The sequence below is a fragment of the Gordonia soli NBRC 108243 genome (genome assembly GCF_000334455.1).
In the GTDB taxonomy this organism is placed as follows: Bacteria; Actinomycetota; Actinomycetes; order Mycobacteriales; family Mycobacteriaceae; genus Gordonia; species Gordonia soli.
The window spans coordinates 18,050-41,854 of record NZ_BANX01000022.1; the positions used below are offsets into that span (position 1 = coordinate 18,050).

Sequence of the window (23,805 nt, forward strand, 5' to 3'; positions counted from 1 at the left end):
CTCTCCCGCCGCGCCGACGACGCGTGACGACGTTTGTCATACTGGCCAGATGCAGGTCACGACCACCGAACTCGCCGGCGTCCTCGTCTTCACCCCGACGCCTCATCACGACGATCGCGGCTTCTTCACCAGGACCTTCGACGCCGAGATCTTCGATGCCACCATCGCCGACCTCGGGACGGCTGCCACCGCAGGCATCGACATCACGGGGCTCACCGCCGCCGACTTCCTGCAGGACTCCCAATCCCGTTCGGGCGCAGGCGTGGTGCGTGGCATGCACGGACGCTCGGGAGCCGGAGAGGCGAAGCTGGTGCGGTGTGCCCACGGCGCCGTCGACGACGTCATCGTCGACATCCGCCCCGACTCGCCGACCCGCGGTCAGCACATCCACGTCCGTCTCGACGACGTCGACTTTCGCCACGTCCTGATCCCGCCGGGCTTCCTGCACGGCTTCCAGGCGCTGACCGACGCCGACGTCTGCTACCGCATCAACCGGCCGCACGACCCGACCGAGGACATCGGTGTCTCGTACCTGGACGCCGACCTCGCCATCGAGTGGTCGCTGCCGGCGACGGTCGTGAGTCCCCGCGATGCCGCGGCCGGGCCGCTGAGCGCGATCTGGTGACGGCACCGCTCAGGCCGCGCCGCCGCCGAGGGGCCGCATGACATCGTCGATCCGGCCGGCCGACTGCAACGACTTCAGCCACGGCAGACGGGTGAATCGCTGCGCGAACGCTTCAGCGGTCAGCCCGCTGTCGACGTAGCCCCGATACAGTTCCTCGGCACCGCGCCGGACGTCCCACGCCACCTCGAGGTCGGGGAGCGCCTTGCGGATTCGGCTGAAGTCGACACGGTACGAACGCGGGTCGCCACCGAACTCACCGGTGATGCGCACCGTGGCACTCGGCACCACGTCGGCGACGATGTCGGCGATCTCGGCGACCGTGACGTTGTTCTCCTCGCTGCCGACGTTGAATGCCGCGTTGTGCACGACCTCCTGCGGCGCCTCGAGAACCGCCAAGAACGCGTTGGCGATGTCCTCGGCGTGCACCAGCGGTCGCCACGGCGTGCCGTCGGAGAGCACCAGCACCTCACCGGTGAGGACGGCGCTGCCCACCAGGTTGTTGACCACGATGTCGGCGCGCAGCCGCGGCGAGAAGCCGAAAGCCGTTGCGTTGCGTAGGAATGTCGGGCTGAACGACTCGTCGGCCAGCGCGGCCACGTCGGATTCCACCTGGACCTTCGACACCGCGTACGGCGTGAGCGGGTTGAGCACGGCTTCCTCGGTGACCAGCGACTCGCCTGCTGCACCGTAGACGGAACAGGTGGAGGCGTACAGGAATCGGCTGACCCCGGCCTCTTTCGCGAGTCGGGCGAGGCGCACCGACGCGTGATGGTTGATGTCGTGGGTGATCTCCGGGGCGAGCGCGCCGAGCGGGTCGTTCGACAGCGCGGCGAGGTGGATCACCGCGTCGAAACCGCGGAGCTGCTCGACGGTCACGTCCCGCAGGTCGACGGCGAGCGTCGGCGCATCGGTGGGTTGTGGTCCCAGAACGCATTCGGCGAACAGACCGCTGTCGAGGCCGTGGACATCGTGGCCCGCGGCGGTGACGATCGGCGACATCACGGTGCCGAGATATCCCTGGTTACCGGTGATCAGGACTTTCATGACGAACGCAGCTACTTCCGTTGGGGTCGGTCAGAGATCGATGGTGACGGCGGACGAGACGAAGGCCTCGGCGTACCGACTCTTTGACTGGATGCCGCGGATGCGGAGCAGGCCCAGGAAGGCCTCACGGTCGAACCAGTCGTGGTCGTGCTGAGACGGATAGTGCTCGAACAGTGCGTCGAGCTTGGCGTCGACCGCGGCTGGTGCGGCCGGCACATAGGCCGTCGGGGTCGGGAGGTCGTTCTCCCACTTGACGATCTCGTACCCGAGGGTGAGGTGGTCGCGGAACTCGGTGGGGATGATCTCGGCGAGCAGCCGATGGTCCTGATGGGCGTCGGCACGTTGTGGTCCGAAGACGAGATCGGCGTCGACACCCCTGGCGAACTCGCGGACGGTGGACTTCACGTCCAGCCACTGATCCGGCGTCCGACCATCGGGATGTCCGGCAACGGTGACCGTCAGGTCGGCTCCCGGCGTCAATGCCGACAACGCCTTGTGTTCTTCTGCCTCCCGATCCGTGCCGCCACCGGTCAGGACCAGCGCGTGCACACGGAGACCAGGGTTGGCGGTACTGAGACCGAAGAGCGTGGCGCCCATGCCGATCGCGATGTCGTCGCAGTGGGCGCCGAGTACCGCGATCCCGGTGGCGCCTGCCGTCTGCAATCCGAACATCAGTTGTCCCACACCATCCAGGGGCGATCACCCTTCGCGTAGCCGGCGTCCAGTTCCGCACGTTCCTTGAAGGTGTCCGCCGGCTTCCAGAAGCCCTCGTAGCGGTAGCCGAGGAGCTTGCCCTCCTTGAGGAGCGCCTCGCAGGCGTCGCCGACGAGGTCGCCACCTTCGGGAAGATGATCGAACACCTCGTCGGTGAGCACGAAGTAGCCGCCGTTCTCCCAGACCGGCCACTCGCTGACCGGCGTGATCGACTTGACGGTGCCGTCGTCCTCGACATCCACACAGTGGAAGGACGACTGCGGCGGGACGATCATCATCGACGCCGCGGCACCCGACTCCTGGAAGGTCAGGATCATCTTGTCCAGCGGCACATCCGAGAGCACATCAGCGTAGTTGGCCAGGAAGGGCTCACCCGGCGTCAGGTGATGGCGGACGAGGCGCAGGCGCTCACCGATCGCCGACTCGGTGCCGGTGTCGACGAAGGTGATCTGCCAGTCGCTGATGTCGGACGACAGCAACTCGACCTTCCCGCCACTCAGGACGAAGTCGTTCGAGTCCTCCTCGGAGTAGTTGAGGAAGAACTCCTTGATCCGGTTGGCGCCGTAGCCGAGGCACAGGATGAACTCGGTGTGACCGAAGTGCGCGTAGTAGCGCATGATGTGCCAGATCAACGGCCGTGGCCCGACCATCTGCAGCGGCTTCGGGATGGGATCGGAATCGGTGGAACGCATCCGCATCCCGTATCCCCCGCAGAACAATACGACCTTCATGGTGTCACTCCCCCCGCCACCGATCAGGTGGCGATCATGCCTACGCCGTTGCTGTCGACGTCGACGTCGATGGCTCCACCGATTCGATCGGCAGATATAGCTCGGCCCCCCACGCGGCCGTGTCGGCGAGTTGCGCCGTGATCTCGGTGGCCAGGTTCCACGGCAGGATCACGATCACGTCCGGCCGGTCGGCGTCGATGCGCTCCGGCTCGTGGATCGGGATACGTGTGCCCGGCGTGTACCGTCCGTGCTTGTACGGATTGCGATCGACGGTGTACTCCAACAGATCCGGCCGGATGCCGCAGTAGTTCAGCAGCGTGTTGCCCTTGCCGGGTGCCCCGTAGCCCACCACGCGTTTGCCAGCGGCCTGCGCATCGAGCAGGAACCGCAACAGCCGGGCCCGGACCTCGCGCGTGCGTTGTTCGACCTCGGCGTAGCCCTCCACCTCGTGGAGCCCGGTCGCGCGTTCGATCTCGAGGACCTCGGCGACCCTGGCCGACGGCTGGTCGACCACGCCATCGGGCCGTGCCCAGATCCGGATCGAGCCGCCGTGGGTGTCCAGCAGCTCCACATCCGCGATCGTGAGACCCGCAGTTGCCAAGGCATTCTGGGCACTGAGTACCGTGTAGTACTGGAAGTGCTCGTGATAGATCGTGTCGAACTGCGCGTGCCGCACCAGGTTCAGCGCGTGGTGCACCTCGATGCTCACCCATCCGTCGTCGGCGACCAGGCCGCGGAGGGCGGCGGTGAAACCGAGCAGATCGGGGATGTGGGCGTAGACGTTGTTGGCGACCACCAGCGACGCCGGGCCGTGCTCCGACCGCACCTGAGCGGCGAGCTCCTCGTCGAGGAATGCCGTGACGGTGGGCACGCCCTTCTCGCGCGCGGCCGCACCCACGTTCACCGACGGCTCGATGCCGACGCTCGGGATGCCGCGGGCGACGGCGTGTTGCAGTAGGTAACCGTCGTTGCTGGCCACCTCGACCACCAGCGAATCGCCTCGCAGGCCGAGGTTCTCGATCGCTTCGCTCACGAACTTCTCCGCGTGCGCGACCCAACTGTCGGAGTACGACGAGAAGTAGGCGTACTCGGTGAAGGTGTCTTCCGGCGTGATGAGCGCGGGGATCTGCAGCAGCATGCACTGGGGGCAGAGCCGCAGGTGCAGCGGAAAGGTTGGCTCCGGGTCGTCGAGCTGGTCGGCGCGCAGGAACAACTCGCACGGCGGTGTGGCGCCGAGGTCGACGACGCTGATGAGGTCGTCGTGGCCACAGAGTCGGCAGCTCATGATGCTCGTCCTTCGGGATGGTCGGTGTCGGGCGCGGCGCGGAACCGCAGATCGCGATCGGTGTTCAGGGTCAGGGCTGGCCGCGGGGCGGCGGTGGCACGCAACGCCGGAGCGACCGGGCGTCCGCGGAGGAGGCCGTTCGTCGATCCGTCCTCGATCGCGCGCCGGTAGATCGGCATGAGGTCGGCGAAGGCCTCGATGGTGCGGGTCACGTCGCGGGAGTCGTGCGCGGCGCTGTTCACCAGCGACTGTCCGAGCACCCCCCGCGCGATGAGTTCCTGCATCGCCAGGGTTCGGTACGACTGCGACGGTCGGCCGTCGGCGTCCTTGGTCACGAACACCAGGCACGACGGGCGGCCTGCGGCGTAAAAGTGGTCTACGACGCCGTGCTCCGCGGCCGCGGCGTTGATGCCGTCGGCAAGGGCCTGCCCGTGGGACTCCATCCGGCCCACCGGGTCCGCAAGTCCGTAGTGGTCGATCACCGCACGCATCGCGGCGAGCGATGTCGACTCGGGGCCGTGCGTCGTCGAGAGCAGGAACACCCGGTCGCCGCCGGCCCGCAGACCGCCGGCCTCCATCAGATCGCGCCGACCGGCCAGCGCCGAGATCGGGAACCCGTTGCCGAGCGCCTTGCCCCAGCACGATAGGTCCGGGGTGATGCCGTAGACCGACTGCGCTCCACCGGCTGCCCAGCGGAAGCCGGTGATCATCTCGTCGAAGACCAGCACGGTCCCGGTGGCGGTGCACAGGTCGCGGACCGCTTGCAGGAAACCGGGTTCCGGCTCGGCCATCGCGGTGGCGGCCTCCAGGAAGACCGCTGCCACGGAGCGGTCGGCGAGCACCGCTCGAAGCGAGTTGATGTCGTTGTAGCGGAAGCCGACGGTGTCGACGGCACGGGTGCCGCCGTTCATCGCGGTGGTTCCGATGAACCAGTCGTCGACCGAGAAGAACGGCTGGTCGCAGACGGCGATGGTGGTGCGCCCGGTCACCGAGCGTGCGAGGCGCACCGCGGCGGTGGTCGCGTCGGAGCCGTTCTTGGCGAACTTCACCATCTCGGCGGTCGGCACGCAGCGCAGGAAGTCCTCGGCCGCGGCCAGTTCGAGGCTCGTCGGCCGCGAGAAGTTGTTGCCCGTCCCGAGCACGGCGGCCACCGCGTCGGTGACCGGCGCGAATGCGTGACCGAGGGTGACCGATCGGAGCCCCGCGCCGTACTCGACGAACTCGTGTCCGTCGACATCCCAGACGTGGGAGCCCTTGCCACGAACCAGGATCGGAGCCATTCCGTCGGGGTACTGGTCTTCTCCGCGCGCGTAGGTGTGGGCGCCGCCGGGCACCAGGTCGTGCAGGCGCTGTTGGGCCGCGGTCGATGCCGGGAAGGCTCGAGGATCGGGGGCGGCTGCCGCGGCGTCGGCCCGACGTCGCGAGTGTTCGTCCCGGGTCAGAGCCCAGAGGTCGTGATCGGCACGGCCATCGGTGGTCGGGGCGTACCCGATCATCCGACCCTCGATGCGATAGCCGGACACAGCGGCCAACTGGTTGGCCGCCTCGTTCGCGGTGGCGATGGGGGCGGTGAGGCGCTGGAGTCCCAACACGTCGAAGGCGAAGTCGGTGATGTGTCGCCCGGCTTCTGTCGCGACGCCGTCCCGTGCGTGGGTGGTGTCGAGCCACACCCCGAACTCGGCTGTGCCGGTGGGCGGATGGATCCATTCGAGATTGAACTCGCCCGCCACGATGCCGTTGACGGTGAGGACGTTCAGCAGTGCGGTGCCGCGCCGTCGGCCTCGACGTGCTCGACGCACGACGTCGATCCAGTCGCCGCGCTGGTGCCGACTGTCCCAATCACGCTCCTGCCCTTCCCAGAACGGCTGGATCGCAGGCTGGCTGCGCAACCGTGCGGTGCGCCAGGAGTCGAAGTCGCCGTGCCGTGGCGTCCGCATCTGCCAGATGTCGGAGCCGTGTCGCCACTGCGCGACGACATCCGGGATCCCGGCGTCGGAGCGCAGACCACGGATGCGGTCGCGGGTCCGACGTGAGTGGTAGCGCGCCAGTCCGGCCGCGACGGCGAGAGAGCTGCGATCAGCGGACATGGCCGCCTCCCGGGATCGTGTTCGGCGCGAACGCGACATCGCCGACAGGCGTGATCTCGGGCGCTTCGGACGCGATACGCGCGAGACATACCGACAGCGGGACCAGCAGGGTGAGCATCGTCGAGATCTGGGCGAATCCGCCGATGTCGAGGACGATCGCGATGACGCCGATCGCGGCCACGGCACCGGCCACGCCGGCGCAGAGGTCGGTGAAGCCACGATCGTGTCCGCGCCGCGCGGTGAAGGTGGCACGCTGGCTGGCGACGACGCCGACCGCGATGAAGGTGATGAAGCCGAGTAGGCCGAGCACGCCGACCTCCATCAGGCGGGAGAGGTACTCGTTGTCCAGCACGGGTTGCTTGTTCAGGTCGTACGTCCCGGGTCCCTGACCGAGCCAGAAGAACTGGACGTAGTGTTCCGACACCCAGTTGGCCCCGAAGGAGCGCGACCCCAACGAGTTGTCGTTGGAGCCGGAGGTGAAGACCTCGTTGAGTCGGGTGAACAGCGGGAGCTGGACCACCCAGGCCCCGCCCACGACCACCCCGATGCTGGTGATGCCGACAACCGCGCGACGGATCGGCGAGTACAGCGCGAGAACGACTGCGGCGACGGCCATACCGACGATCGCCGAGCGCGAGACGGTGGTGAGAGCCCCGACTGCGAGGATCGTGCCCATCACCGCCCACGGCCACCATCGCTCTCGGCGGGAGTGGGCCTCGGAGGTGATGCCGACGGCGATCGGAACCAGCGCGGACAGCACGGCGCTGAGTTCCAGCGGATGACCGGCCGCACCCTGCGGCCGGACGGAACCGGCTCGCATCAGCCCTGATACGAGCGTCGACACATCGGCCTTGAGCAGCACCGGGATTCGCATGTGCGGCGCGATGTCGAAGCCGATCGCGGTCTGCAGCAGTGCGTACAGGGCGCTCAGCGTGCCGCCGATGACCAGACCGCGCAGGATCCAGATGACCGCGGTCCGGGTCCGGATCACGGTGACGAGCAGGAAGAATGCGCCGCAGCTGAGGACCTGCGTCGTCAGCGAGCGGTCGGCGCCGGCCTGCTGGGCCGCCGTCATACCGCGCGCAGCGGCCGCCGCGTACGACATCAGCACGATCATCAGGACGCCGATGACGAGCAGCGAAGGGATCAGTGGCGGTGCGGGTACGCGCTGACCGCCGAACACGATGCCCGCGATCAACAGCACCACGCCGAGCAGGATGGTCGCCTGCATCGGGGTGAGGCCTCGACTGCCGCGCAAGAGGAAGCTCTGGCGCATCGCGAGCAGCGCAACCGACATCACCGCCAGCGTCCCGGCCCACAGTCGGGGATCGCGATACCACCGAATCCACGCAGGCGTCGGACGTGCAGCCGAACCGGCCGGCCCTGCCTGGTCGGGCTGGGTCGGAGCCGGGGGGCGCAACGTCGTCATCGGGTCACCGCATCGTCGGGTCAGCGGGTCGATCGGCCGCTGGCGGGTACCGCGTGGTCGTGCTCGGAGCCGTCGTCCTCGACACCGTCGAACGATCCGTCGGCATCGTCGTCGGAGTCTTCCTCGGCGTCGTCGTGCTGGGAGTCGGGGTCCTGGGCGTCACCGTCCGCGACCTTGTCGTCCGCGACCTCGCCGGCACCGGACTCGTACTCGCCGGAGTCGAACTCGTCGGTGTCGCCGGACTCGTCGTCAGCTGACTCGACGACCTCGACATCCACCGGGTCATCGGACTCGTCGGACGACTCGTCATCGGTCACATCGGTCACCGGCTCGGCGACATCCGATTCGTCGGCTGCGGTGTCGGCGTCATCGAGATCGTCGGCGCCGATGTGGATCTCTTCCTCGACGAACGGCTCGTGGTAGGTGTCCGCTGCGTAGGTGAGCGTCGAGCGGATGTCGGTGGCCGACCAGCCCGGTGGCAGCAGGGTGGGCGGTGCGGGCGTCGTGGTCGAGCCGGTGCCGAACGCGCCGAATCCGGCGGCGTGCTCAGCGGCGCTGGCCAGCCAGCTGACCGGGATCTCGACGGTGGCCGGGTCGGCAGGCTTGGAGTCCCTGGCAGGAGACCAGCGCGCCGGACTCTCGGTGGTGCCGTTCCACTTCGGACGGTCCGCCCAGTCGGCTCGGCGCGTCACGTTGCTCGTGCGCGCGGGCTCAGGTGTCGGTGCGGCGGGTGGCGCCCCAGCGGGCGGCGTGCCGGGGTCACCGTGATGGGGACCCCAGTGCCCGCTGCCGTTGTAACCGCTGCCGTTGTAGCCGCTGCCGTTGTACCCGAAACCATTGTGTCCGTTGACGGTCGGCGGAAGGGTGTCGACGTCGATCGGTGGGTGTGCACCGGGGCGAGCGGCATTCGATGGCGGTGGTGGCGACATCGGGGCGGGGCCCGGGAGTGGGATGGCAGGCCGGAACGTGCTGGGCGTGACGCGCGGTCCGCGAGTGTGCGACGATCCGCGCCGGACCAGGGCGACCAGCGCGAGGAGCGCGAGGATGACCAGGGCGGTGGCGGCGAAGAACAGCGCCGCGTGCGCGGCCGCGGATCGGAGCGCAGATGCGGTGATCGGGACGGGCGCCGACGACGGCGACACGACCGCGCGGTCGGCGAAGGTCGCACCGCGGACGCCGGCCGACTCCTGGATTCGACGCAGGACAGTCGCGGAATAGTCCATGAGTCGCTGCACCGTCTGCGCGGCGATCGGGCCGTTGCTGCCGGTGACGGTGAACCGGACCTGCGGGGTGTCGCCGGTGCCGGGCGTGGCCAGCGAGGTCTTCACGGTCTCGATGTCGATCTGGGTCACCGACGGATCGGGCTGTCCCAGGTCGATCTCGGTCTGTGGCGAGTTAAGTGCCGTCGCCAGCGTCAGTGCCAGCTGGACCATGTTGTTGTCCAGGTTGACGAACGGATTGAGCTTGGCGTCGACATTGCCCGCGCCAGGCGGGATCACGACAACCACGCCGCTCGACTCATACAGAGTCTGGGCGCGTGCCTTGCCGACCAAGCCTCCTGCCAGCGCAGATGCCAGCAGGACAACGATGATGAAAGCCGCCACGATCGGATGACGGCGAATGTGCGCAGCGTTCAACGCGATCATTCCCCCCCAGGAACACTTCCGGACGCACCTCGTCCGAACAACTCACTTCCCCCGCACTCATGAGTCTGCCTGGCATTACATCCCAGTGCACCCTGGTAAAGCAAGAATGTGGCCGTCTGTGACCAATTCAATTCGCCGACGTGGGCCGACGCCGCGAGAACGCGGAGGCGGTGAGAGTCAGATCACCGAGCGGATGAGTTCGGCGAAGCGGCCGGCCATCGCGGCAGAGGTGAATCGTCGACGAGCTTCCGCGGCCGCCCGCGCGCCGATCTCGCGGGCACGATCGGGATCGTCGACCAGCGATCCGATCGCATCGGCGAACGATTCCGGATCACCTGGTCGTACCAGGATGCCGGTCTCGCCGTCGGTCACGTACTCGTCGATGCCCGGATTGGCGGTGACCACGATCGGACGACCGCTGGCCATCGCCTCGAGGACGACGGTGAGGCCGGAACCGGTGGCCGTCGGGGTGAGCGCGACCGCGACGACGCTGGCCTTCCGATAGAGGTCACGCATCCGGCCGTCGAGGCGCTCGGTGTAGAGCCGGCCCCATTCGGCTGGAAGGTCCACGGGCAGTCCGGTCGCCAGTTCGAGACGCAGATCGCGATGCCGGTCGCGGACCCGCCGCACCGCGTCGATCAGCAGCGCATGATCGCGAAACCGATCCTCACCTGCACTGACAACTGTCGGCGAAGCGTCTGTCGGCCAGGGCTGTTCGGCGTAGAAGTCGGTGTCGATGCCCAGCGGCACGTAGTGCATCCGGCCGGTCGGGACGCGCCACTCGTTGGAGATGATCGTTGCCATCGGCGCGCACTGGGTGAACAGCGCGGCCGCTCGGGGGAGTGCCCAGGCGGCCGCGAGACCGTGCAGCCGGGGAGCGTCGGATCGACGCTCGAGCCATGCGACGCCACTGACGACCGGGGCGGTTCCCGGGGTGATCGCGGCGGGGAATCCGGTCCGCTCGTCGTAGGAGAACACGGCGTCGGTGGCGTCGGGCCGGAGACGTGACCGGTGCTCGCCGACATGGACGAACTCGAGACCGTCCGTGCGGTGGTAGATCGATCCGGCGACTCGTGTGCGCAGTGGCGACCGCTCGGCGGGCGTCGAGAACTGCACGTCGATGCCGTGGTCGTTGAGGTGATGCAAGCCGTACGGCGTGGTGTCGGGAACCTCGTCGGCGGCATGGCGTCGCGACCAGTCGGAGACACGCAGCCCCTGGGTCAGGGCGACGTAGGCGCGCGGCATCGGACTCCCCCTCGCGGTCGACGGCACCACATGGCGTTGCCAGGACTGTAACCGGTCGTTCGTACGGGAGTCCCGTCGGCGGTCCGATCGGTCGGTCGGTTGCGGGTGTCAGCGACCGCCCGACCGTGCGATCATTCCGGCGGCGACGTCGGGGAGGAACTGTCCGCCGACGCTGAACGGTGCGGTGCCGCAGGGGCCGTCGGAGTCACCGGGACCCTTGACCCAGAGGTTGTAGTCACGCCCCGATGCTCCGCCGACAACTCTTGGTAGAGAACCGATCTGGCGCCCAGCAGGGTTGCACCAGGTGTAGTCCCAGCGCGGGTTGCCGTTTCGGCTCGTGTCGACCAGGTACCGCGGATTCGCGATGCGATGAGAGGTGCGCAACGCGTTGCGGATGCCCTGCGCGTAGTTCTCGATCTGCGTCGGCGGCCCGAACGAGCTGACGTTGACCGCGAACCCGACGTCGGCAGAGGCGCCCGCCGCGGCAAGCAGCTCGGCCATCCGCTTCGGAGTCACCGATCCGGAACTCGTCCCGGCCTCGATGTAGACGCGGGTGCGGTTCTGATGGCTCAGCCGATCGGTCACGTACTTGATGAGGTCGAGGCGTTCGGTTCGGCCACGCGGATCGCGCTTGTACTGGCGGTCGACGAACCAGAGGGCATCGGGCTCGACGACGACGATCGCCCGTCGGTTGCCGAGTTCGGCCGAGATGCGGTTGACCCACGACCGGTAGCCGGCGGCGACCACCGCGCGGTTCGGTGGTGCGATGGCGTCGTTGCGGCCTGGCAGGTTGTAGAGGACCAGCTGGATGGTGCCGTTCGTGCGGTCGGCGATCTGCGCCGCGGTGCGCAGGTGGTTGACATCGGCGTCGGTGTTACCGGTCAGCCAGAGCGCGGCCGGATGGTCGGCGATGGCGCGTCGGATCGCGGGCGTACGCGGATCGCGCGGGTTGCGGTCGGTCCAGATCCGCGCCGGACCCGGATAGTTGACCAGCCCGCCGGGGCCGAGGTCGGCCGCGGCGAACCCCGGGATGGACGGTGCCGCGGGGGCCCCGCACGCGACGATGGTGCTCCCGATGAGGGAGGTGACCAGCACGAGCAGCATGAGCAGTAGGCGACGCACGCTTTCAATCTAGCCAGAACCCGCTGGTCGGTGCGCGGTCGTTGGGTTCGGTATGCGGCTCGTCCTCCGCATCCGTCCGGCCCCGGCCCGCCCCGCCCCGCCGGCCTGGCCGCCCTATCCGCCCCGAAATCTGTACGTGGGCGGCTGGCTATCGACATATTGTCAGCGGTGGCTCGCTGTCGTACAGATTTTGTGCGGTGGTTGGGTGGTTTTCGGGGGAGTGCCCGTTCGCGGCCGGGCTCCCGAGATCTCTACCGCCGGCTGGGCCCTCCCGCCGAAATCTGTCCCGAATGCTAGGCCCGTTCACCGAAATCTGTACGAGAGCGGTTGACCATCGACATATCGCCAACGGCAGCCCTCCCTCGTACAGATTTCGTACAGCGCCCGGGCGGATTCCGGGACGCGCGACGCGCGACTGCCACTGTCTACCCCCGCGATACCCACCCGGGCACCCGACCCAAGAACTCAGCCCCGACCCGCCCGACCGAACTTCCATCCGGCTGCGATGCCGAAGACCGCGATGATCCCGGCGCACCAGAGCAGGGCCAGGCCGGCAGTCGACCCGAGGCCGGTGACCGGCGCGGCATCGGAACCCATCCCGACGAGCAGACCGCGGATGGTCTCGATGACCGGGGTGATCGGCTGGTGCTCGGCGAACCCGCGCATCCACGACGGCATCGTGCTCGGCGGCACGAATGCGCTCGACACGTACGGCAGGAACAGCATGAAGAACCCGAATCCGCTTGCTGCTGCCACACTCCGGACGCTGACCCCGATGAACGCAGCGACGCAGGTGATCGCGACGACATACGCGGTGATCATCCCGATAGCGCCGAGCCAGCCGAGCACGCCTGCGGTCGGACGGAAGCCGATGGCCACCGCGACCGCCAGCACGATCGCCGACGTGATCAGGTTCTTGAGCACGCTCGCGATGACGTGTCCGGCGATCACCGACCAGCTCAGGATCGGCAGCGATCGGAACCGGTCCATCGCGCCGCCGGTCATGTCCTGACAGATGGTGACGGCCGTGTTGGATGCCCCGTAGCCGGCACACAGGAGCAGGACTCCCGGTGTGGCATAGGTGATGTAGTCGACGCCGACCTGCACAGCCCCGCCGAAGACGTAGACGAAGAGCAGCATGATGCTGATCGGCAGGACCAGCGCCATGATCAGCTCGTCGGGGTCGCGTCGAACCAGTCGCAGCGATCGGCCGACCATCGTGCCGACGTCGGTGGCGGCGTCGCGGAGGCGACTGTGCTCCGAAACTGGTTGCGCGATAGATGTTGTGGATGCTGCGTAGGTGGTCATGCGGCTGTCTCTTCGGTCGCGTCGATGGTGGTGGTGCCGTGTCCGGTCAGGGCGAGGAACACGTCATCGAGTGTCGGGGCGCGCAGGTCCCAGCCGGCCGGGGTGGCACCGGTGGCTGCGACGGCATCGAGCAGCGTCCGCGAGTGGTCCAGTGAGCCGTCGGTCGGGATGCGGATGGTCCTCGACTCGATGATCGGGGAGTGGGCGGTGAGAGCGGCGCCCACGCGCTGCGCGTCGACTGCGGCGTCGAACACGAACTCGATGTTGGCCTCACCGACCTGCCGTTTGAGTTGCGCGGCAGTGCCTTCGGCAGCCACTCGGCCACCGTCGATGAGTGCGATGCGATCGGCGAGGAGGTCGGCTTCCTCGAGATACTGGGTGGTGAGGAAGAGGCTGGTGCCGTCGGCGACGATCGACCGGATGACCTCCCACATGGTCTGGCGACTCCGCGGATCGAGCCCCGTCGTCGGCTCGTCGAGAAACAGAACCTGTGGCCGGATGAGCAGACCGGCGGCGAGGTCGAGGCGTCGGCGCATGCCGCCGGAGTAGGTGTCCACCCGTCGGTCGGCGGCATCCACGAGATCGAAACCGCTGAGCAGGTCATCGACGCGCGTGGTCACCGTCCGATGCGGTAGGTGAGCCAGTCGGCCCATCATCGTGAGGTTCTCGCGACCGGTCTGCTTCTCGTCCACGGCAGCGTATTGGCCGGTGAGCGAGATGATCTCGCGCACTCGCCGTGCATCGCCGACCACGTCGTATCCTCCGATGGTCCCGGTGCCGCCGTCGGGCCGGAGCAGCGTCGTAAGGATGCGAACCGTCGTGGTCTTGCCGGCGCCGTTGGGGCCGAGCAGGGCCAGGACTTCACCTCGGTCGAGCGTCAGGTCGACGCCGGTCAGCACGTCGACACGATGACCGGACCGACCATACCACTTGCGGAGCCCCTCCGCCCGCACCAGTGGATCTTTCATGGGAGTGCCTTCCATCGAGATAACTGTTTACGCCAGAAACTAATTGTTTATGCTAGACACAGTTCTTGTCGCAGGGCAAGAGGATGAGCGAAGATGGACACGATGACTGAGCAGGAAGCCGATGTCCCGGAGGTGCTGAACCGCCTCTGGGGTGCGCAGACACCAGGTCGACGCGGGCCGAAGGCTGCCTTGAGTGTCGACGCGATCGTCCGCGGTGCGGTCGAGATCGCGGAGACGGATGGCCTCGACGCGGTGTCGATGGCCAGGGTCGGCAAGGCGCTCGGCTACTCGGCGATGGCGTTGTACCGACACGTCGCCGACAAGGACGAACTGCTGCTGCTCATGTCGGATGCCGTCGGCGGACTGATGGAACTACCCGACCTCGACGGCATGAGTTGGCGCGCCGCGATGGAACTCTGGACGCGCACGCAGATCGAGTGCATGGTCGCGCGACCCTGGATTCTCGACCTCCCGCTGTCGGCGACGGCTCCCGGTCCGCAACGGCTGCGGTGGGTCGATGCAGCGTTTGACGCGCTGGTCGAACTGGATCTGTCGTTCGCGCACAAGCTCGAGATCATCGGCATCCTCTCGCAGTACGTGCTCGGCGAGGCGCGCGTGGTGGCCGAGTCGCAACGGACCGCCGCCGACATCGTGCGACGCGAGGCGGGGCTCGACCCGGCGACGCCGATCGCGGACCTCGACCCTGACGCGCTCGCAGCGGCAGATCCCTACGCTGCCTTCGAGGTCGTCCTCACCAAACTGGCCGGGCCGGAACGCTTCCCGGCGATCACCGCGGCGCTCGCGGACGCTGATGACGATGATGCGTCCGACGATGACTCGTGGATCGGACTCAGCGTGATGCTCGACGGGATCGAGAAGTTCGTCGAGGGTCGGCGGCGCGGGTAGGGGATTGGTGTCTGTCGCCGCCCAGCTGAGGGATCCCTCACAAATAGAGATGAAAGAAGGGAATCGCAGCGACTGAAAGGTGAATATCTGTCGCTGAGGTCGCGTCCGTCGGCGCAGGTCCGCCGGTCAATTCAGATAGATTCTTTGCGAGTGAGGATCCAGGCATTCTGACGTAATACGATGACTGCGCATCGCGTGGGACAAAGTACTGCTTCGGCGACGTTCTTAACTGTTCTCGAATCGAATTCGAGACAGACGTCATCCGACTATAGTCGGGCAAATTGTGGCGAACTCCTTCCGGACCGATCACTGAGCGATCTACCAGTATGTCAGGGAGCCGCGCCCCTGAATTTGAATCGTCGACGCCTGTTAAGCCCCGTAGAGCGCGGGCGAGGGAATCGCGCAGGTCCTCCCGGGTGGTCCCGCCATCAGATGGGCCCTCTTGTCGTGGTGGCTGGGGCGGCTGAGGTGGCACGATGAAAGCGCTCGGCATGACATCAGAGCCGCAGCGTATTAGTTCAGTCCAGAAGTCAGGCCATTTCCAGTTGACCGGCGGTAGTGAGGTCAGCGTGACAGCTGACTGCGAAGGCCTAGGTCTAAGGTGTTCCAGTAGATCTCTCGCCGAGCACGCGTAGGTCCAATTGCCAAACCACAGATTTCCCGCGCGCCTGTAAGCGAGATCCGCGCGACGTTGAGGTCCTAACCAATCGCTATCGTGAAGTTTCCCAGACCACGGGGGAAGAGGAAAGATGTAGTAAACCGGGATCATGGAGCTCACGTAACGCCGTAGCTGACTCACATCGACCGAGATTCGGTGTGTGTCGTGGCCGATCTGCTCGGGAACTTTTGCCTCGATCAGCACGCATTTCCCTGGAAGCGTACCCATATCCTCAATGCGGATATCTTCCCCAACAGTTGGCCACCACAAGCCACCCAAAGGGAAACGGTGACCGATATACATGCTCGCCCAGTGTTCGAATGTCTTCTCGGGGATGGATCGGACCACGTCGTTAGCATATAGGCCTTGGTCGTTGCTCGCGAGAGCCAGCTCAAATTCAGATCAGGTTCGATGGTGGACAGCGGGTGTAGTAGATATGGCGGTTGGCGCGTACAACGCAACGCTGCTAGGCACCACCGGATTGGCGATGGTTACATGCTGCGCCACAGAGTTGCGAGTGAGCGAGTCATCAGGTCAGCTTGGACACTCCACCGCCGCCAGCACCAACACCGCCGCCGCGACCGCCAGGAATGCCCCGGGAAATCCAATGTTGTAGAACACCTTTGCGCGGACGTGGAACCCGACCGCGCCGAGGTAGAACAGCACCAGGCCGGTCGATGCCGCCACCGCGAGCATCGGCACGTCGCCGACGAGCGCCACTGCTATGCCGACGGCTCCCGCAGCTTTGCAGGCGGCAAGCCACGGCAACCACGGTTCGGGTACGTGGACTTCGGCCGAGTTGGCGAGGACGAACGGTGCGCGCGCGGAGTCGGCGATGGCGATGCCCAGGTTCATGGCGACGGCGATTGCACTGACGGTCAGATACGCGATGTGCATGGTGCGCCGCCTCCCTCGTGCAGGGGGTGCGGATGTGATGTCATGGGTTGTCCTTTCAGCCCGACGGTCAGCTCTGTGGTGGTTCACAGGGGTGACGCCGGAGGATGCGGAAAGGTGACAGGGTGGACGAGATGAGCGTGACGAGCGCGTTCGAGGTGGATCGACCTCGCCTGTGGTCGATCGCATATCGGATGACCGGGCGCGTGCACGATGCCGAGGACGTTCTCCAGGCGGCGTGGCTGAAAGCGGACGCGGCCGAGCGATCATCGACACCGATCGCCTCCCCGACGGGCTGGCTGTCGACGGTCGTTTCACGCGAGGCGATCGATGTGTTGCGGCGCCGACAGCGTCGCGCCGAGGTGTCATTGGACGCGGGTGACACTCCGGTCGAGAGCGTCGACGGACCCGAAACCGATTACATCCATGTCGAATCCGTCGGTCGAGCACTCCTGGTCGTGTTGAATCGCTTGACTCCCGAGCAGCGTGCCGCGTACGTCCTGCACGACATGTTCGACGTCCCGTTCGCGACGATCGCCGATCTGCTGACGGTCAGCACCGCCGCCGCGAAACAGTTGGCGTCGCGTGCACGACGCCGCGTCGCACCCCCGAACACACTGGAGCACGGCGCCGATCGCTCGATGGTCGAGGCCTACCTGGCAGCATCCCGCGACGGCGACATCGAGGGGCTTCTCGCCGTCCTCGCACCCGACGTCGTCCGCACCAGCGAGCCGACGCTGGTACCGGACGGACACCAGATGATCCGAGGCGCTCGCTCGGTGGCGGAGCAGACCCGACTGTTCGCCGATCGCGCTCAGGTGTCGGCCATCGCCCTGATCGATGGCCGACCCGCCGTCATCGTCGCGCCACATGGTCGGCTCCGCGCTGCGATGCTGTTCACGATCGACGCCGGCCGCATCGCGGCGATCCGAGTCGTCGGATCCGCAACGCTCGACGACAGTGAAATCGCCCCGGTGGAGGGCCCGCCCGGCCTGTCATCTGACCGAACCACACAGTGATCGGCGGCATATTGATCGATGGCGCAACAGGTCTAGTCTCCGAACATGGGTACCGATGCATCGTCTCGCACCCCGCCGACACGAGTGGTGATCGCCGGTGGCAGCGGCGCCCTCGGACGGCGCATCGCCGACGATCTGAGCGCCCGCGGCATCGAGGTCACGATCCTGACCAGGTCCGTCGACCCGCGGTCGGCGTACCGACAGGTGGAGTGGGACGGCCGCACGAGCGGCCCATGGACCGCCGTCCTCGACTCGGACGAACCGACCGCACTCATCAACCTCGCAGGCAAGCTGGTCGACTGTCGTCCAACGGCTGCGAACATCGATGAGCTTCGCCGGAGTCGTGTCGAGCCGACGCTGGCGCTGGTGGAGGCATCCGCGTCGACGAGAAGGCTGCTGACACACTGGATTCAGGCGAGCACCACCGCGATCTGGAGCGATGCCGGCGAGACCTGGTGTACCGAGGACACCCCGGTACCGCCCGGACTCCCGCAGATGACCGGTGTGGCGCAACCGTGGGAGCAGGCATCGACCGATGCGCGCGCAGACCACCGCATCGTGCTCCGAACCTCCATCGTTCTCGACGCCGATTCGCCTGCCCTGCAACGGCTCGTGATGCTGACCCGATTCGGGCTCGGTGGTCGGGTGAGCCACGGCCGGCAGTGGATCAGTTGGATCCACATCGATGACTGGCTCCGCATCGTCCGCGCCGGCCTCGATCTGGAGCCAAGCGTCGCGCTCCCATCGGGCGTGGTCATCGCGGCCACCGACAATCCGGTGCGCAACGTCGACCTGATGGCGACGCTCCGCAGGCACCTGCACCGACCTCCCGCCCCGCCGACGCCCGCACCCGTATTGCGGCTGGGTGCGATCTTGCTGCGAACCGACTCTGCACTCGGACTCACCGGCCGGCGGGCGAGGTCCCGGGTCCTGGCCGAGCAGGGATTCGAGTTCCGGTACCCGGAGCTCGACGGAGCGCTTGCTGATCTGATCGGTTGACAATCGCTGCGGCAAGGCCTAATTCGATGCTCAATTCTGAACTGCATCCGCCAGCGGTGTGAGTTGTCCGGGGGCAGAGGACCGATCTCGATGCTGCAAATCACCGATCGGCAAGTCATCCGCGCCAGATGAAGTCGACGCGTGGGGGCGTGCGGATGTCGTTTCGCTGAAACCACACCGGAGAGTTGGGCGGTTGGGAGACGAAGAGGCCGTGTGCTGCCGCGACGGTGCGGTCGTAGTGGCTCGGCCAGTTGATGGATGCCGCCAGCTCGTCGATCCGGGTTCATCCGGCGGAACAGCGCACGGATCCCATGCTCCCAAACCACACGGATTCGATTCTCAAGCCACGAATCCGGGCGCCACCCATCGGTGCGGGGTGGTTAGCACCGCATTCCACCAAATGCCGCGCGCCACTAGGAGTACTGTATGCCGGACTCAGTGGCTCAAAGTCCGAGAAGCTTTCGCTTTGCCGCAGCGAACTCCTCATCGTCGAGTACGCCCTGGTCTTTGAACGCGACCAATCTCGCCAGTTCGTTGTTGAGATCGACTTTCGGGGCCGCGTCGACGGACGGGGTGGAGTGGGCCGGACTCGTCGGCGTGGGATGGAAGCCGGAATAGTTGACGTGTTGGGTCTGCTGCTTGGTGCGAAGGCGTTCGCGCGCTTCATGCGACACCCGATTGAGGGCGCTCACGCCCTCGCGGAAGTTCTCGACATCGATGAGCTCGACGCGTTCGCGGGCACCTGTGCTTCGGATGGAGAACAGTACGATGGTGCCGACTCCGCGGGCCTTCTGTGTCATGGTCTGATTGGCGTCGACGTCATGGATCTCATGTGTGCGAATTTGCTGAGCCCGAGTCGAGAGGGTGCCCCTTTCGAAGTACAGGTACTCCTCGGTCAGCTTGTACCGCCCTCCACCGATACCGGTAACCGGCTTACCGACGGCTGACCAGAGTGCGCCAGGATCGGTGGACGGATCGTCCTTCTGGACGAGATTCCGAGCGAATTGTGACGCTGCGGTGGATGGGCGTGCCTTGTCGACTGTCTGTGGTACATGCGTGTGCTGCGTCCACTGAGCACCGTCCCACCATCGAAGAGTGCCAGTTCCGTCGTCGTGCCAGCCGGCGGGGGCGCTGCTGTTGCTCATGAGCGGAAGTCTAGCCAGCAGCGTGGTCGGTGAGCGCTGAACTCGCGCAGAGCAGTCGAGCGGTGCTCAGCCCAGTGCGATGAGCGGCAGAAACGCGAGGATGAAGATGAACAGCAGGGTGACGCCGAGGACGGCGACGAGCGGTCCGACGCCGTTGTACTGCTGAGGTGCGGGGCCGAGCGAGCCGCGGCTGAAGGCCCACAGGGGTGCCCGGTATTCGACCTCGGTGATGTGGCCGGGGTGTGCGACGAGCGTTGCGTCGGCGGGACCGACCTGCGACGGCAGGAAGTACGGCACGTGGACGCTGACGTGGTGCTGGCCGGGCGGGACGGAGTAGACGTTGCGGCCCCAGCCGGTTGGCGGCACGAGCTGGCCGTTGATGGCGACCTTGGGCTTGATGAAGAAGAACCAGGACAGCGGGAAGAACTTGGTGTCGACCGCGATTGCCGACTGTCCCTGCGGTCCGCCCTGCTGCTGGGGCGGTGCCGCGGGCGGCTGATGGGGGGCGGGCTGCTGGCCGCGGAACTGCGGTGCGCCCTGCCCCTGCTGCGGCGGGTACGGCTGGTTGGGGAACTGCGGACCTGCAGGCCACTGCTGGGGCGGTCCGGCCGGCGGGAACTGCGGGCCTCGTGGTGCTTGCGGGGGAGGTCCATAGCCTTGCGGATGGCGAGGCGGCTGCTGGCCAAACGGTGGCTGCGGTGCGTTCACGAATCCCCCGAACTGAGTGCGGCACGGCTGTCAGCGATCAATGTAACGCCCTTGTGCGATCGGGGCATCCGTCGGTCCCGGTGGGTCATCTGAACGGACCACGGTGGTTCTGAAGGTGGTCGTGGATGAGTTATCTGCGTGTGCGGCAGGGTGTCCGGGTTGTCGGGTTCTGGCTCAGGTTTCGGCCTGGGGGCGCGCCAGGATTGCCGAGGCAAGACCGCGCACCAGTTCGCTCTCTCGTCGACCGAGGGCCCGGCCGGCCTGGAGGTGACGTCGCACTGCCGCCAATGGCAGGTCGATCAATGCGAACGCGATCTGGTCAGGTGTTGCCACAGTCTGGTCGGCGAGAGTCGCTACGACGCTGCGGATCTCTCGCTCGATAACCTCGGTGTCGTAGCTGGATGTTCCGGCTCCTTCCACGTCGAAGGTTCGGGAGCCGGCCTGGAGGACCTGGGCTCGCGCGGGTTTCTCACGGCACCAGTCGACGATCCAGGCCGCGCTGTCGATCGCGTCGGCGATCGTCGGATTACCGCCGAGGACCTGACGGTAGTCGTCGTAGAAGCGCTCGGCGGAGCGTGACCACAGCGTTCGTAACAGCGTTTCACGGTCGGGGAACCGGTAGTAGATGGAACCGTTGGATGCTCCCAGTTCGTCGGCGACCGCACCCAGCGTCACGGCCCGGACGCCTCTAGCGGCGAAGATCGTCGCCGCCGCATCGATGAAGTCGTCGACGCCGTGTTTCGGTGGCCTTCCCATGGTTGTGGAGTCTATGCTCTACTTGATTGTAGAGCTGTCACTCTAAAAGGGGGCGATCATGCTGATGCGATCTTCGGCGTACGGGCACACCCCATGTCGTGTGGCGTGTGTGGCGGGTGCGTGGTGATCACCGAGCGCGAGTGGGCCGCGGCGCGGAGTGTCACCCGCAGGTCGGTTCGCGGAGCATTGCATTGCAGCATCGCGAGTACGAATGCCGATGGCTCGCCGCATGTCACACCGATCGGCTCGCTCATGTTGGGGAGTGTGGGCTGTGCGATCTATTTCGATGTCTTCAACGTGCGCTTGGCGGAGAACGTCGAGTCTCGTCCTGAGGTTGCAGTTCTCGCTGTCGATTCCGGCCGTTCGCTGTGGTTGCCGGCGCTTGTCCGCGGAGAGTTCGCCCGGCCGCCCGGGATCCGGCTGGTCGGAACGGTTGGGGGCCGACGACCGAGCACGGCTGAGGAGGTCGCGCGCTTCCATCGAGTGGTCGGACCGCTACTGCGGACCCGTGGCGGCGCGACGTTGTGGCGATCGCTTCCGGTGGTGCGCGATGTGACGGTGGAGAGCATCGACCACCTGAGGATGGGGTCGCTGACTCCCGGGGTGCGCACCTGACTGGTGGTGCGGGCGCGTAAGCGATCGCCAGGCCATTATCGGCGTCAGCCGCTCGGTCGACGATCGCGTTCGGCGGCCTCACCTCCCCGCAGCACGATGATGCGGAGCGCATCGCGGAGCTTGTCGGTCGTTGCCCGCCATGCTCGTTCTTCGTGTCGGCAGGCGGCGGCTTCGTCGTGATCGCCGGCCACGTCGGCCTCGACTGCTGACTTCATCCACGCCAGATACTGCTCCTGCGACGTGTGGATGTAGCGCAGGACGGCCGACTGGTCGTGGCGACAGATGGTCGCCACCTCCTGCGCGTCGAGCGAGGTGCCGTCTTCGTCGAGCACGATGAGCGTCTGTAGCGGGTCCGGTAGGCGCTCGTCGTCACCGTCGGTGCGGGGCAGTTCGCGTTCGACCTTGGTGAGCGCGGCGATGACATCCGGTGCGGACTCCGCCATGAACTCGAGCCAGCGGCCGAGTCCGGTGGTGAGGTTCTCCCGGTGGAAGGCGGTCATCCCGATCGTGCTGAACGCCATCAGCGACGTCTGGTGGAGCGTGAGCGTGATGCCTGGCCATCGAACCGACTCGGCCGCAATGTATGCGGACGCCGCTGCGGTGTCAGGGACCTCGCCGATCACCGTCGCGAAGAACTCCACCGCTGCTTGTTCGTCGAGCACTCGTAGCCAGGAGGGAACGGTCCGGGTCGGCAACGGCACGTCGCCGTCCTCATCGACGGTGATCCGCCCGCCTGCGATGTCTTCCAGTGCGGCGGCGATCAGGCTGAGGAGGTGATCACGGCTGTCCGGGATGACTCCGACCGCCACACTCGGCTCCGCGACGACTCCGCGTGCGCCGACCAGGAACGTCGGATGGACGACCTCCCAGATCTCGCGCAAGGCGGTAACCGCGATGTGGGCGAGCTCGTCGGCACGCCGTGCCCCGACCTCGAAGATGAGCCGGCTATCACGCAGGAGACGCCACCCGGCGTCGGTCAGGGTGTCGAGTTGCTGGAGCTTGAACTCGACTGTCGGGTGCAGGTCGAGGACATGCGCCGTACAGCGGAGTCGGCGAGCGCGCGTCCGAGTGAAGGTGAGGACGCCGTGCGGGCCGTCAGGAAACTCCCGTGCCTGCTCGACGACGTGCTCGTCACCGGGCTGCAGCGTGGCGAGCCGGTCGGCGAGCGCTACGGCGAACGCACGCCACGCTCCGTCGACCTCAGCGTCGAAATCGAACTGTCGCATCGCTTCTCCTTTCCGATCGGCTGCTCGGCGCGTGTTCTGCGCGTCCATTCACCTGAACGATAGGGGAGGGGGACGACAAGTTGGGTGGGTGAGAATGTCCGTCGTGACGACGTCTGGTGAGGCCGCCTCGCGGCCGCGAGGCGGCGCGATGTGGACCGCCTTCGCCGGAACGGTTCTGTGCGCACTCGGAGCGGTCGCGACGTGGGTGATCGGCAGTATGCAGGCCGATGCCTGGAACACTCACGCGCTTGACGTCGCCTGCCGCGACCTGCCTCCGTTGCCGCCATTCCGTTTGTACGGGATCGTCGGTCTGGTCCTCGACGGCGTGACCATCCTTGCTGCCGCCGCGTGGGTTGCCCTCTTCTTCAGGGAACGGCCGAGTCGTATCGGATTTGTCGTCGGCGCGCTGTGTGTCCTCGCGGTCGTGATCTTCGTGAACCTTCTCGGTACCGCGAGCATGTTCGTCCCGACGGATGACCCGTCCGCGACATCCCAGGGAACCGACGGGTCGGGGCTTCCGTGCGGGAGTGGATGAGTGGTTCGGCTTCACCGGAACCGAAGCGCCGTCCATCGCGTCCAACAACCGTGGCTGAACCGGGCCGGCGTGATCCCGCCGCTGACCTATATGTCCGATTTGCTAGCCTGATTAGCCGGGATGAATCGGTCGGGGAGGTC

The 23,805-nt window shown here is 66.8% G+C and carries 22 protein-coding genes and 1 pseudogene; 5 read left to right on the plus strand and 18 right to left on the minus strand.

Translation table 11 applies throughout. The features are described 5' to 3' along the window. Positions 1 to 49 precede the first annotated feature (49 nt). Positions 50 to 625 (plus strand): dTDP-4-dehydrorhamnose 3,5-epimerase family protein, encoded by a 576-nt coding sequence (locus tag GS4_RS15070; RefSeq protein ID WP_007621990.1) that lies wholly within the window; start codon positions 50 to 52, stop codon positions 623 to 625. A 9-nt stretch (positions 626 to 634) separates the two neighbouring features. On the opposite strand, the gene GS4_RS15075 is transcribed toward GS4_RS15070, so the two are convergent. The 12 genes and pseudogenes from GS4_RS15075 to GS4_RS15125 form a co-directional block, all read right to left on the minus strand. Continuing rightward, the gene (locus tag GS4_RS15075; RefSeq protein ID WP_007621991.1) at positions 635 to 1,669 is read right to left on the minus strand and encodes an NAD-dependent epimerase/dehydratase family protein; all 1,035 of its coding nucleotides are present in this window, start codon (positions 1,667 to 1,669) and stop codon (positions 635 to 637) included. 30 nt (positions 1,670 to 1,699) lie between these two features. Next, positions 1,700 to 2,341 (minus strand): PIG-L deacetylase family protein, encoded by a 642-nt coding sequence (locus GS4_RS15080; RefSeq protein WP_007621992.1) that lies wholly within the window; start codon positions 2,339 to 2,341, stop codon positions 1,700 to 1,702. Next, complete coding sequence (locus tag GS4_RS15085) at positions 2,341 to 3,114, minus strand: sugar phosphate nucleotidyltransferase (protein ID WP_007621993.1); 774 nt, start codon at positions 3,112 to 3,114, stop codon at positions 2,341 to 2,343. The genes GS4_RS15080 and GS4_RS15085 overlap by 1 nt, the downstream gene beginning before the upstream one ends. 40 nt (positions 3,115 to 3,154) lie before the next feature. Next, complete coding sequence (locus GS4_RS15090; protein ID WP_007621994.1) at positions 3,155 to 4,399, minus strand: class I SAM-dependent methyltransferase; 1,245 nt, start codon at positions 4,397 to 4,399, stop codon at positions 3,155 to 3,157. Further along, positions 4,396 to 5,841 carry a glutamate-1-semialdehyde 2,1-aminomutase gene (locus tag GS4_RS26220; RefSeq protein WP_281169212.1) on the minus strand — a complete coding sequence of 482 codons (1,446 nt, stop codon included), beginning with the start codon at positions 5,839 to 5,841 and terminating at the stop codon, positions 4,396 to 4,398. Before GS4_RS26220 ends, GS4_RS15090 begins: the two co-directional genes overlap by 4 nt. Before the next feature lie 63 nt (positions 5,842 to 5,904). Beyond that, positions 5,905 to 6,525, minus strand: a pseudogene (locus GS4_RS26225) (GNAT family N-acetyltransferase); the annotation flags it as partial. Further along, positions 6,476 to 7,915, minus strand: a complete 1,440-nt coding sequence (locus GS4_RS15100) for an O-antigen ligase family protein (RefSeq protein WP_007621996.1) — start codon at positions 7,913 to 7,915, stop codon at positions 6,476 to 6,478. The gene GS4_RS15100 and the pseudogene GS4_RS26225, both read right to left, overlap by 50 nt. A gap of 20 nt (positions 7,916 to 7,935) precedes the next feature. Then, entirely contained in the window at positions 7,936 to 9,519 is a 1,584-nt protein-coding gene (locus GS4_RS15105; protein ID WP_157226633.1) for a hypothetical protein, read from the minus strand. Between the two features lie 219 nt (positions 9,520 to 9,738). After that, positions 9,739 to 10,806: a glycosyltransferase family 4 protein gene (locus GS4_RS15110; protein ID WP_007621998.1), complete on the minus strand. Its 1,068-nt coding sequence runs from the start codon at positions 10,804 to 10,806 to the stop codon at positions 9,739 to 9,741. Between the two features lie 108 nt (positions 10,807 to 10,914). Continuing rightward, complete coding sequence (locus GS4_RS15115; protein ID WP_007621999.1) at positions 10,915 to 11,928, minus strand: glycoside hydrolase family 6 protein; 1,014 nt, start codon at positions 11,926 to 11,928, stop codon at positions 10,915 to 10,917. Between the two features lie 465 nt (positions 11,929 to 12,393). Further along, positions 12,394 to 13,236 (minus strand): ABC transporter permease, encoded by an 843-nt coding sequence (locus GS4_RS15120; RefSeq protein WP_007622000.1) that lies wholly within the window; start codon positions 13,234 to 13,236, stop codon positions 12,394 to 12,396. Continuing rightward, complete coding sequence (locus GS4_RS15125; RefSeq protein WP_007622002.1) at positions 13,233 to 14,204, minus strand: daunorubicin resistance protein DrrA family ABC transporter ATP-binding protein; 972 nt, start codon at positions 14,202 to 14,204, stop codon at positions 13,233 to 13,235. The genes GS4_RS15120 and GS4_RS15125 overlap by 4 nt, the downstream gene beginning before the upstream one ends. A 102-nt stretch (positions 14,205 to 14,306) precedes the next feature. Here GS4_RS15125 and GS4_RS15130 point away from each other — a divergent pair, with 102 nt between their 5' ends. After that, positions 14,307 to 15,110, plus strand: a complete 804-nt coding sequence (locus GS4_RS15130; protein WP_217997686.1) for a TetR/AcrR family transcriptional regulator — start codon at positions 14,307 to 14,309, stop codon at positions 15,108 to 15,110. 1,192 nt (positions 15,111 to 16,302) lie between these two features. Here the strand turns inward: GS4_RS15130 and GS4_RS15135 are convergent. Then, a complete protein-coding gene (locus GS4_RS15135) occupies positions 16,303 to 16,665 on the minus strand; it encodes a DoxX family protein (RefSeq protein WP_007622005.1) in 363 nt (120 codons plus the stop codon). 131 nt (positions 16,666 to 16,796) lie between these two features. On the opposite strand from GS4_RS15135, the gene GS4_RS15140 reads away from it, so the two are divergent. Together GS4_RS15140 and GS4_RS15145 are read left to right on the plus strand one after the other, a co-directional pair. Then, complete coding sequence (locus tag GS4_RS15140; protein ID WP_157226634.1) at positions 16,797 to 17,681, plus strand: sigma-70 family RNA polymerase sigma factor; 885 nt, start codon at positions 16,797 to 16,799, stop codon at positions 17,679 to 17,681. A 45-nt stretch (positions 17,682 to 17,726) separates the two neighbouring features. Then, complete coding sequence (locus GS4_RS15145; protein WP_007622009.1) at positions 17,727 to 18,680, plus strand: epimerase; 954 nt, start codon at positions 17,727 to 17,729, stop codon at positions 18,678 to 18,680. 443 nt (positions 18,681 to 19,123) lie between these two features. Here GS4_RS15145 and GS4_RS15150 read toward each other — a convergent pair whose 3' ends face one another. The 5 genes from GS4_RS15150 to GS4_RS15170 form a co-directional block, all read right to left on the minus strand. Further along, the gene (locus GS4_RS15150) at positions 19,124 to 19,825 is read right to left on the minus strand and encodes a PH domain-containing protein (protein WP_007622011.1); all 702 of its coding nucleotides are present in this window, start codon (positions 19,823 to 19,825) and stop codon (positions 19,124 to 19,126) included. Positions 19,826 to 19,891: 66 nt separating this feature from the next. Beyond that, on the minus strand, positions 19,892 to 20,533 hold the full coding sequence (locus GS4_RS26340; RefSeq protein ID WP_007622013.1) for a hypothetical protein: 642 nt from the start codon (positions 20,531 to 20,533) through the stop codon (positions 19,892 to 19,894). A 174-nt stretch (positions 20,534 to 20,707) separates the two neighbouring features. After that, complete coding sequence (locus tag GS4_RS15160; RefSeq protein WP_007622015.1) at positions 20,708 to 21,289, minus strand: TetR/AcrR family transcriptional regulator; 582 nt, start codon at positions 21,287 to 21,289, stop codon at positions 20,708 to 20,710. 56 nt (positions 21,290 to 21,345) lie between these two features. Then, positions 21,346 to 21,543, minus strand: coding sequence for a hypothetical protein (locus GS4_RS25630; protein WP_157226635.1), 198 nt, complete (start codon positions 21,541 to 21,543; stop codon positions 21,346 to 21,348). A 405-nt stretch (positions 21,544 to 21,948) separates the two neighbouring features. Beyond that, positions 21,949 to 23,130: a TY-Chap domain-containing protein gene (locus tag GS4_RS15170; protein WP_007622023.1), complete on the minus strand. Its 1,182-nt coding sequence runs from the start codon at positions 23,128 to 23,130 to the stop codon at positions 21,949 to 21,951. A 103-nt stretch (positions 23,131 to 23,233) separates the two neighbouring features. Here GS4_RS15170 and GS4_RS15175 point away from each other — a divergent pair, with 103 nt between their 5' ends. Beyond that, entirely contained in the window at positions 23,234 to 23,665 is a 432-nt protein-coding gene (locus GS4_RS15175; protein ID WP_157226636.1) for a hypothetical protein, read from the plus strand. The last annotated feature ends 140 nt before the right edge of the window (positions 23,666 to 23,805 follow it).